We start from the raw sequence: 10,363 nt of genomic DNA, 5'->3' as shown, positions 1-10,363 counted from the left end.
AAAACTGGCAGGGTTCTCCCCTGCCAGTTTTTTTATACATAAATTTAGACTAATAAGCTGAAGGATTATAGAATATGAGAGTAACCTATTAAATGAATATAAGGAGGATATAGTAATGACTATTCCAATTATTTTAGATACAGACCCAGGTATTGATGATGCGGCCGCTATCAGTATCGCACTCAATCACCCTGAAATAGATGTTAAAATGATTTCTACTGTACATGGCAATGTCAATATAGATAAAACAACACGCAATGCATTGCAGCTAAAAGGATTCTTTAATAGCGAAGTTCCTGTACATAGAGGCGCAGCTGCACCTTTGATTAACAACCCTATTGATGCCTCTCATGTCCATGGCGAAACTGGTATGGGCGGTTATAAACTGCCTGAACCAGACCCGTCATTACTGTCATCTAATTCAGCCATTCAAGCAATGAAAGAGACACTTTTAAATGCTGATACACCGATTACTATTGTACCGATCGGTCCGCTGACAAATATAGCTTTGTTATTTAAAACGTATCCAGAAGTTAAAACAAATGTAAAAGAGATTGTACTGATGGGCGGCAGTGCTGGTCGAGGCAACGTCACACCTGCTGCTGAATTCAATATTTACTGTGATCCTGAAGCAGCAGACATTGTTTTTAATGCTGGCCTCCCTATCACGATGGTAGGCTTGGATGTTGCAAGAGGTGCCAGCCTTTCAAGCTCAGCAATCGAGGAATTGAAGTCTATCAATAAAACGACTGATATGCTGTATCATATGTTCAATCATTATCATGGAGATGAGTTCGACAGCGGCCTAGCTGTTTATGATGCTTATACTATGTTATACCTCTTGCATTCAGATGACTTTAAGACAGCAGACGCACATGTAGATATCGAATTAAATGGTGAGCATACCAGAGGTGCTACAGTGGTAGATTATAATGCGGATGAAAAGCCTGTGACTGTTGTATTAGCTGTAGACAAAAGCAAATTCAAACGCTTATTCTATGATGCATTAGCACACGCAAAATAGTCCCTGCATATTCAAACATTGCTTGTATGCTATAATAATTACAAAGTTGAAATTAATAGCCAGGTTGTGATTTATATTGAATTTAAAAGAAGCACGACATCAAAAAATATTAAAAAGCCTGAAAGAAAACGGCAGTGTCAGTGTGAGCGAATTATCTGACGCTATGAATGTCGCACCTATGACGATAAGACGTGATTTAAAAGAATTAGAAAACAAAGCACTCCTCGTGCGTGTACATGGCGGTGCAGTCCTTATGCACACCTTCTATAATGAATTGGCCAACGATGAGAAAAAAGCACTTCATAGTGATAAAAAGCGTATGATTGCTGAAAAAGCCAGTCACTTAATTCAAAACGAAGATACTATTTTCATCGGATCAGGAACGACTAATGAAGCAATCTTCCCTTTTATTAAGCATATGCACCTTCGTATTATTACAAATTCACTATACATCTTTGAGCAATACGAAACACTTGAACATATGGATATCGTATTAATCGGCGGCCGCTACCGTAAGAAGACCGGTTCCTTTATCGGTCAGCTTGCTAACACGATGTTAGAACAGCTGCATATAGATAAAGCATTTATCGGTGTGAATGGCATCAGCGATAATGATGCGACCACAGCAAACGAAGAAGAAGGCAAAGCAAATGAAATTGTATTGAATCGTTCCACTAAGAAATATCTGGTTTCAGATAGTTCAAAATTCAACACACGCGCTTTCACTGTCTTCTATAAACTAAATGCGATTGATGCGATTATTACAGATGACGCAATAACACAACCGCTGACACAAAAATACAGCGCAATTACAGAAATTCTATAACCCTAAACGAACACAAACGCACATAAAAATGTGCGTTTTTTATTTTGTCTAATTCATGAAAATTTTCATATCAATGACTTGAATATCCCCTATTATCAACATCTTTACTCATTTTTAACAATCTATCAAATTGACAGATTATCCTCTAAAGTGTATATTTTAAATAAGCACAAAATAAAACATTTTCGAACAGGAGGATTTATTATGTCTATTGTTATTCATAGTGATTCACAGTCAAAAGAATTAAAAGATTTCATTCTAAAATCTTTAGCAGATGCTGAGTACGAAATCGAGGACTTATCTGTAAACAGCAAAGCAACTAACATTGCTGAAATTACATTTGAGGTTACTAAATATGTTCAAGAACACGAAGGTACTAAAGCAATTATCATTGATAATTACGGTATTGCACCTTTCAACTTTGCGAACAAACAAAAAAATATCATCGCAGCAACTGTATCTGATGAGCAATCAGCTAAAATGACTCACAGACACAACAATACAAACGTTATCGTATTAGGAAGCGAAGTAGTTGGTAAATTGAATGCATTAAACTGTGTTAAAGCATTCTTAAAAGCAGGATATGACGCTGGACGTCATCAAATCAGAGTAGATATGTTAAATTCTTTATGTTAATAGGAGGATATTAAATTATGAAAATCGCTATTGGTTGTGACCATATTGTTACAAATATTAAAGCAGAAGTTGCTACTTATTTAAAAAATAACGGACATGAAGTTATCGATGTAGGAACATATGACTATGTACGTACACACTACCCTATCTATGGTACACGTATCGGTCATTTAGTAGCTACAGGCGAAGTAGACTTTGGTGTTGCATTATGCGGTACTGGTGTAGGTATCAGTGCAAGTGCTACAAAAGTTCCTGGTACACGTGTTGCTTTAGTTCGTGATGCAACAAGCGCGCGTTTAGCAAGATCTGAATACAACTGTAATGTTATCGCTGCCGGCGGTATGGTTACTGGTGTAGACTTAATTAAAAATATCGTTGATACATTCGCTGAAACAGAATATGAACCAACTCCAGAAAAAGATGCCATCATCAAAGCTATGGATGAAACATTAAAACCTGAAGATGTTCATTATTCACCAGATATGTTTGATGATTTCCTTACAAAATGGAATAACGGAGAATACCACGACTAATGGCTTTCAAATTATTAACCGTTACATTAAATCCTGCAATTGATATCAACTATCCTTTAGACAACTTTGAAATCAATTCAGTTCAACGTGCTTCAGAAGATTTTAAATCAGCTGGCGGTAAAGGTATCAACGTCGCACGTGTGGCAAGTGAACTAGGTATTGATGTTACATGTACAGGAATTATCGGCGGTAAATTCGGCGAGTGGTTAACAAACAATTTGGATGAAACACATATCAAACATGATTTCACTGTTTCTCCTGCTTCAACTCGTCTATGTATTGCCGTAACAAGCGAAAATACTCAAACTGAAATCTTAGAAAGCGGCGCATTACAGCCTGAAGAAATTCAAGTACGCTTTTTAGAACATTTCAATACGATTATCTCTGACTTTGATTTAGTAACGATTTCAGGAAGTCTGCCAAAAGGATTCCCTGAAGACTACTACGTTAAATTATTAGAAGTCGCTAAAGAACAAAACATTCCAGTTTGCTTAGATACTTCTGGCAAAGTATTAAACTATACTGTTAATCATTCAAAACATTGCCCTCCTCTTTTGATCAAACCGAACGATGAAGAGATTAAAGCAATTACGAATTCAGACAGTATCGACTTAGCGAATCAATTATTAGACGACAGCTTAACACACATTCCATATATCTTATTATCTTTAGGTAAAAATGGTGCGTTGTTACGCTACGAACAACAAGTCTTTAATATTGATATTCCTAAAGTTGTTGCAGTGAACCCAGTTGGTTCAGGCGACAGCAGTTTAGCAGGCTTCTGCTACGGTATCTCTAAAGATGCTTCAATTAAAGAATCTTCTGCTTATTCTATGGCAGCAGGTATCTCTAATGCGTTAGAAGCAAGAACTGGACACATTGATTTAAATAATTTCGAAAAATTCAGTAATCAAATAACAATTGAAAAGGTGGATCTTACATCATGACAAAATCAATTAAACCTTTATTAAATGACAAAAACTATATTGCTGCATTAGCAATCGACCAACGCGGTGCTTTAAAACGCTTATTAGGCGAAGGTGCTAAAACTGAAGACTTAGAACAATTTAAAGTTCACGTTTCTGAAGAATTAACTCCATATGCTTCAAGTATCTTATTAGACCCTGAATACGGTCTTCCAGCAACTAAAGTTCGTGCTAAAAACGCTGGTTTATTATTAGCTTATGAAAAAACTGGTTATGATGCTTCAGAACCAGGTCGTATTCCTGATTTATTAAACGTATGGTCTGTTAAACGCTTAAAAGAAGCTGGTGCAGATGCAGTTAAATTATTAGTATACGTTGACATCGACGAAGACAAAGCAATCAATGATCAAAAAGAAGCTTTCGTTGAACGTGTAGGCAGCGAATGTGTTGCTGAAGGTTTACCATTATTCTTAGAAATCGTTTCTTACGATGCTAACAACGCTGACAGCGGTTCAGAAGAATTTGCTAAAGTTAAAGCACACAAAGTAAACGAAGCAATGAAAAAATACTCTGAACCTCGTTTCAATGTAGACGTATTAAAAGTAGAAGTACCTGTAAACATGAACTATGTTGAAGGATTCGGTGAAAAAGCATTATTCACTAAAGAAGAAGCTGCTCAAGCATTCAAAGAACAAGCTGCTTCAACTAACTTACCTTACATCTACTTAAGTGCTGGTGTATCAGCTGAGTTATTCCAAAAAACTTTATACTTCGCTAAAGAATCTGGTTCTACATTTAACGGTGTATTATGCGGCCGTGCTACTTGGAGAGGTGCTACAGATCACTTTGCTGAAGGTGATGCAGCTGTTCAAGAATGGTTCCGTACTGAAGGTAAAAACAACATCGAAAGCTTAAACAAAGTTTTAGATGAAACTGCTAACCCTATTAAATAATTAAGTAAAATATCATTTTATTAGCCTAGCAATCATTTGGTTGTTAGGCTTTTTTTATTACACTCTATATAGATAATTATCTATATAGATGATAATCTATTTTATGGAATGAGGTGATTAAGGATGAATTACGAAAATATCTCTACACTATTAAAAGCAATAGCTAGCCCTATTCGTTTAGAAATACTTAATTTGCTTTCTTGCGGGGAGCTTTGTGCGTGCGATTTATTAGCACACTTTCATATTACACAGCCTACCCTCAGTCATCATATGAAGGCGCTCAGTGCAAATAAATCTAATACATAGCCGTAAGGATGGCAATCGGCATTATTACCGCTTAAATACAGCAGCGTATCAAGATTTATTAGCACAATTAAATCTCATAGGTACATCGCAAGCGTCATGTGCTTGTCATACGTTAAATAAAGGGGATTGTTAACTTTGGTTATTACAGCAATTGTTATATTTATTTTGACTTTAATTTTTATTATTTGGCAGCCGAAAGGCTTGGATATAGGCATTACTGCTGTTATCGGTGCCCTGCTCGCATTGATTACAGGCGTTGTTTCTTTGAGTGATGTTGGTGAAGTGACATCCATTGTATGGAATGCGACATTGACCTTTGTTGCACTGATTATCATTTCATTAATTCTAGATGAAATCGGCTTTTTCGAATGGGCCGCATTACATATGGTACGTGCATCTAACGGCAATGGTATAAAGATGTTTGTTTACATCATGTTATTAGGTGCTGTGGTTGCTGCGCTGTTCGCAAATGATGGTGCTGCGTTGATTTTAACACCGATTGTCCTTGCGATGGTCAGACACTTGAAATTTAATGAACGCGTGATCTTTCCATTCATCATTGCGAGTGGTTTTATCGCAGATACAACTTCTTTACCTTTAATCGTCAGCAACTTAGTCAATATTGTCTCAGCTGATTATTTCAATATTAGTTTCCTAGATTACTTTGCGCATATGATAATCCCTAACCTTTTCTCATTATTCGCAAGTATCATCGTGTTATACATTTATTTTAAAAAGGCGATACCCAAACATTTTGATGCTGCACAGTTGAAAACACCTGATTCTGCGATTAAAGATCATCGCTTATTTCGCATCAGCTGGATTGTCTTAGGTGTCTTGCTTGCAGGCTATGTCATTGGAGAATTACTCCATATTCCTGTTTCATTTATCGCAGGCTTAATCGCAATTATCTTCTTATTGCTGGCCAAACATTCCAGTGCTGTTCACACACGCAGCGTTATTAAAGGCGCACCATGGAACATTGTAATCTTTTCTATCGGTATGTACCTTGTAGTATTCGGATTGAAGAATGCAGGGATTACGTCTTTATTAGCAGATATGATTAACCAATTTTCACAACATGGCCTGTTCTCAAGTATTTTAGGTATGGGCTTCTTATCTGCCATTCTTTCAGCAATTATGAACAATATGCCTACTGTGATGATTGATGCGATTGCGATTAATCAAGCTCATGCGGCAGGCATCATTAAAGAAGGCTTGATTTATGCGAATGTAATAGGTTCTGACTTAGGTCCTAAGATCACCCCTATCGGTTCGCTGGCCACATTATTGTGGTTACATGTGTTATCTCAAAAAGGAATGAAAATATCATGGGGTACCTACTTTAAAACGGGTATTGTAATAACCATTCCAGTGTTATTTATCACGTTAGTCAGATTATATTTATCTTTATTACTTATTTAGAAAAGAGGACAAAATGATGGAAAAACCAATTATTTATTTTGTATGCACAGGCAATGCTTGTCGAAGTCAAATGGCAGAAGGTTTTGGAAAGAAATTTTTAAGTGATGCTTGGGAAGTTGTTTCAGGCGGTATTGAAGCACATGGTGTCAATCCGCTTGCGGTTAAAGCAATGGATGAAATCGGCATTGATATCAGCAAGCAAACCTCTGATAAAATCGATACTGATTTATATGCTAAAGCGAAATTGGTCGTAACTTTATGCGATCATGCGGATGCAAATTGCCCTGTTGTTCCCCAAAACGTTACTAAAGTACATTGGGGCTTTGAAGACCCAGCCGGTAAAGATTGGTCTGTCTTTCAAAATGTGAGAGACCAAATCGGCGAAAGAATTTTACAATTTAAAGATACTGGCCAATAACGTGTGATATAAAAAATAAAACACCTCGGAGAAAATTCCGAGGTGTTTCTTACTTTCCATTACTTACCATAAATATCTTCAGATAATTGTTTATACCATTTCGCGCTATCTTTAACATAACGTTTTTGAGTTTCGAAATCGATATAGAATAAACCATAACGTTTATTGTATCCATTTGACCAACTGAACATATCTTGTAATGACCAGATGAAGTAACCTTTAACATTAATACCATCTGCATAAGCACGTTCAATCGCTTCGATATGTTGTCTTACATAATCAATACGTTCGTCATCGTGTACTTCGCCGTTGTCTTCAAGTACATCTTTGTAGCCTAAGCCGTTTTCTGTAACGTAGATTTTTTTGTAATTCGGATAGTCGTTTTTAACACGTTCCATCATATCGTACAAGCCTTCAGGATAAATGTACCAATCCCAGTCATTTGTAGGAATCGCTTCGTTTTTAACTACTTCGCCGATACCTTTAACACGGAAGACTGAAGTACCTTTATCACCTGTACCATTATGATGAATATAACTTTCTTCGTTATGATATTTGATCCAGTTACTTTGATAGTAGTTAATACCTAAGAAATCAAGTTGCGGTGCTGCTTTTTTGATATCTTCTAATTCTTCTTTGCGAATATCTAATTTATCAAATTCTTCTCCTAAGATTTCTTTCACTACAGTTAATTTAGCTGGTGTGTAATATCCTAAGAAAGTACCATCTAACATGAAACCATTCATAAAGATATCATGTTTGTAAGCAGCGATTTGATTTAATGGTTGATCATCGATGCTGTAAAATTGAGTCAATGCATGTACTAAACCGATTTCACCTTCATAGCCTTTTGATTTGAATAAGTTCACGATACGGCTATGTGCAGCGATTTGGTTATGTTGTGCTTGTAAACATTTTAAAGTGTTGTATTGTTCACCAGGAGGGAAAGCACCTGTAATATATTGGCCTTGAACATACGCGATTGGTTCATTGATGGTAATCCAATATTTTACGACATCGTTGTATTCATCGAATACAAGCTCTGCATAGCGTTCGAATGCATTAATTTGATCTTTGTTTAACCAGTCACCTTTTTCAAATAGTGTTTCTGGAGTATCAAAGTGATGAAGTGTTACAAACGGTTCGATGTCGTATTTACGGCAAGTTTCAAATACTTTGCGATAATAATCTAAACCTTTTTGATTTACTTCACCTGTGCCATCAGGGATGATACGTGACCATGCAATTGAAATACGAATGGCTTTAATACCGTATTCTGATGCTAATTTGATATCTTCTTCATAACGATTGTAAAAGTCGCTGGCTGGGTCTGGTGAAAAACGACCTTGTTTTTCTAAAAATCCATCCCATAATACACGGCCTTTACCGTCCACAGTACTTGAACCTTCAACTTGATATGCTGCAGTTGCGGCACCTAATACAAAGTCTTTAGGTAATTTACTCATTAAACTGTCTCCTTTTTAGTTAATTAATATCTTCAATATTACTAAATACATCACACACAAATGGAGCCCCTTGCCGCTTATGAAAATTCAAAGATGTCGTGTGTGATGCAACAAGGGGCTGAGATGTGTGGATTAACTAAGTTGCTTAGTTTTTACTTTCTTCATTGTTTTCATTGATTTTTTCGAAAATCAATTTCATTGCGCCTTCTCCGTCTCGAGTTAAGCCAATGTATTGTTTACCTGTTGTCGGTACTAATACTGCACCGTATTGATCAGTATATTTTCTCATTTCATCTTTCATCGCATCCATTTGAGGAGCTAAGATGACGATATCCATATCTTTAATTAAGTCCATATCTTGACCATAAGCACGTGCTGTAGCTTCTAAAGGAATGTCGTTATCTTTTGCATATTTGTTCAAGCTGTTTGCTAAGATACCGCTTGTTCCGCCGCCGGCACATACAACTAAAACGTTTGTATGATCACGTGTTTTGAAATCTTCAGCGCTTACTACAGGTTCAACTGGAGCTGCAGTTGCAGTACCGCCGCCTGCAGTTGCTGCTGCAGCTTTTTGCAATTCAATTTCATGTTCTTCGTCAAGTTTTAATTTGTCGTATGCTTTGATGAATGGGAACCAGATTGTAAAGTCTAATACTAATACAATCGCGATTAATAATAATGACAATACTGAGAAGTTAGATGCCATATAGATACCGATTGGACCTGGTGTAGGCCAAGGTAAGAAGTGCATAAATCCGTTCATTCCAAGATTATCTACGAAGAATTTTAAAATCCAAGAGTTTAAAATTGGTGTAATAATGAATGGAACCATGAACACTGGGTTCAAGATGATCGGTGCACCGAATAATAATGGTTCGTTAACGGCGAATGTAGTCGGGATAACCGAAGCTTTACCCACCGCTTTCAACTCTGGCGATTTACATAGGAATATAAAGATGTATGGCACTAATAGTGTTGCACCAGTACCACCGATCGATGCTACGAAATCTTGAGTAGATTGTGTCAATGCATAATGCGCATGTTCACCTGCTCTGAATAAACGTAAGTTTTCTACTTGGTTGTTGTACATAATCGCGATAACTGCAGGACCTACTACTGAAGGACCGTGTACCCCGATAAACCAGAAGAACGCCATAAATCCAAAGATAATCGCAAATCCGATATAACCATTGGCTGCTCTGAATAATGGAGATAACAAGTTAGTTACCAATTCTGCAGTGTTACCTTTAGTTAAGGCGCGTACTACAATGTCCACGATCCAGAAGAATGTTACTGATAATGCAAAAGGAATCATGTCTTTAAATGCTTGCGCGATGTTACCTGGAACTTGCGGAGGCATTTTGATTGTGATATTTCTACCAATACAGAATTTATAGATATTAGGTACGATAAATGCGACTAAGAATGCTGCGATTAATCCTTTAGTCCCTAATAAATCGATGCTGATACCATCTTTGATTGGTTTAACAGCTAAAATTAATAATGAAGCTTCAGCTGCTACGAATGTTGAAATTACGTTGATTTGGTTCGTTTTAGGTAATTTCAAGTTTCTATTGTCGGTAAGTGATTTAGTTACAGTACCCGCCATAAAGACGGCTAACATACCCATCGTGAAGTTATAAACTTTCATGATGATGTCTTCAATGTGTTTTGGCCAGTGGAATCCCCATACGTTTGGTACATAAGCTACCAAGATAAATAGAGATGAGAATAAAACGACTGGCATTAAAGCTACGAAACCATCACGGATTGCAGATAAGTACGGGTTAGATGCAATCTTTTCGAAGAAAGGTTTCATTTTTTCAATCATTTTGATAATTCTATTCATG

At 36.7% G+C, this 10,363-nt stretch carries 10 protein-coding genes and 1 pseudogene; 9 read left to right on the top strand and 2 right to left on the bottom strand.

Annotated elements, in window-relative coordinates; translation table 11 throughout:
- The first annotated feature begins 115 nt into the window (after positions 1 to 115).
- The 9 genes and pseudogenes from rihC (at position 116) to arsC (ending at position 7,047) form a co-directional block, all read left to right on the top strand.
- Positions 116 to 1,024, top strand: coding sequence for a ribonucleoside hydrolase RihC (gene rihC / locus C7N65_RS07030; RefSeq protein ID WP_105993767.1), 909 nt, complete (start codon positions 116 to 118; stop codon positions 1,022 to 1,024).
- 76 nt (positions 1,025 to 1,100) lie between these two features.
- On the top strand, positions 1,101 to 1,850 hold the full coding sequence (locus C7N65_RS07025; RefSeq protein WP_105993766.1) for a DeoR/GlpR family DNA-binding transcription regulator: 750 nt from the start codon (positions 1,101 to 1,103) through the stop codon (positions 1,848 to 1,850).
- Between the two features lie 204 nt (positions 1,851 to 2,054).
- Entirely contained in the window at positions 2,055 to 2,486 is a 432-nt protein-coding gene (locus C7N65_RS07020; protein ID WP_105993765.1) for an RpiB/LacA/LacB family sugar-phosphate isomerase, read from the top strand.
- 17 nt (positions 2,487 to 2,503) lie between these two features.
- Positions 2,504 to 3,019, top strand: a complete 516-nt coding sequence (gene lacB, locus C7N65_RS07015; RefSeq protein WP_105993764.1) for a galactose-6-phosphate isomerase subunit LacB — start codon at positions 2,504 to 2,506, stop codon at positions 3,017 to 3,019.
- Positions 3,019 to 3,966, top strand: a complete 948-nt coding sequence (locus C7N65_RS07010) for a 1-phosphofructokinase family hexose kinase (RefSeq protein ID WP_105993763.1) — start codon at positions 3,019 to 3,021, stop codon at positions 3,964 to 3,966. The genes lacB and C7N65_RS07010 overlap by 1 nt, the downstream gene beginning before the upstream one ends.
- Positions 3,963 to 4,898, top strand: coding sequence for a tagatose-bisphosphate aldolase (gene lacD, locus C7N65_RS07005; protein ID WP_105993762.1), 936 nt, complete (start codon positions 3,963 to 3,965; stop codon positions 4,896 to 4,898). Before C7N65_RS07010 ends, lacD begins: the two co-directional genes overlap by 4 nt.
- A gap of 123 nt (positions 4,899 to 5,021) precedes the next feature.
- Positions 5,022 to 5,337 (top strand): annotated as a pseudogene (locus tag C7N65_RS07000) (ArsR/SmtB family transcription factor).
- Positions 5,338 to 5,339: 2 nt separating this feature from the next.
- The gene (arsB, locus tag C7N65_RS06995; RefSeq protein ID WP_105993761.1) at positions 5,340 to 6,629 is read left to right on the top strand and encodes an arsenite efflux transporter membrane subunit ArsB; all 1,290 of its coding nucleotides are present in this window, start codon (positions 5,340 to 5,342) and stop codon (positions 6,627 to 6,629) included.
- Between the two features lie 13 nt (positions 6,630 to 6,642).
- A complete protein-coding gene (arsC, locus tag C7N65_RS06990) occupies positions 6,643 to 7,047 on the top strand; it encodes an arsenate reductase (thioredoxin) (protein WP_199790663.1) in 405 nt (134 codons plus the stop codon).
- Between the two features lie 59 nt (positions 7,048 to 7,106).
- Here the strand turns inward: arsC and lacG are convergent, their stop codons facing one another.
- On the bottom strand, positions 7,107 to 8,513 hold the full coding sequence (lacG, locus tag C7N65_RS06985) for a 6-phospho-beta-galactosidase (RefSeq protein WP_105993759.1): 1,407 nt from the start codon (positions 8,511 to 8,513) through the stop codon (positions 7,107 to 7,109).
- 145 nt (positions 8,514 to 8,658) lie between these two features.
- A complete protein-coding gene (locus tag C7N65_RS06980; protein WP_105993758.1) occupies positions 8,659 to 10,362 on the bottom strand; it encodes a PTS lactose transporter subunit IIBC in 1,704 nt (567 codons plus the stop codon).
- Position 10,363 lies beyond the last annotated feature (1 nt).

It is taken from the genome of Staphylococcus simulans, assembly GCF_002994445.1.
Lineage (GTDB): Bacteria > Bacillota > Bacilli > Staphylococcales > Staphylococcaceae > Staphylococcus > Staphylococcus simulans_B.
The sequence above is the reverse complement of the archived record's forward strand: the minus strand, read 5'-3'. Positions and strand labels throughout refer to the sequence as shown.

Bases quoted from the DNA above. Each gene is read 5' to 3' on its own strand.
- lacB (WP_105993764.1), top strand. From the start codon at position 2,504: ATGAAAATCGCTATTGGTTGTGACCATATTGTTACAAATATTAAAGCA.
- C7N65_RS06980 (WP_105993758.1), bottom strand. From the start codon at position 10,362: ATGAATAGAATTATCAAAATGATTGAAAAAATGAAACCTTTCTTCGAA.
- arsC (WP_199790663.1), top strand. From the start codon at position 6,643: ATGATGGAAAAACCAATTATTTATTTTGTATGCACAGGCAATGCTTGT.
- C7N65_RS07010 (WP_105993763.1), top strand. From the start codon at position 3,019: ATGGCTTTCAAATTATTAACCGTTACATTAAATCCTGCAATTGATATC.
- rihC (WP_105993767.1), top strand. From the start codon at position 116: ATGACTATTCCAATTATTTTAGATACAGACCCAGGTATTGATGATGCG.
- lacD (WP_105993762.1), top strand. From the start codon at position 3,963: ATGACAAAATCAATTAAACCTTTATTAAATGACAAAAACTATATTGCT.
- C7N65_RS07020 (WP_105993765.1), top strand. From the start codon at position 2,055: ATGTCTATTGTTATTCATAGTGATTCACAGTCAAAAGAATTAAAAGAT.
- lacG (WP_105993759.1), bottom strand. From the start codon at position 8,513: ATGAGTAAATTACCTAAAGACTTTGTATTAGGTGCCGCAACTGCAGCA.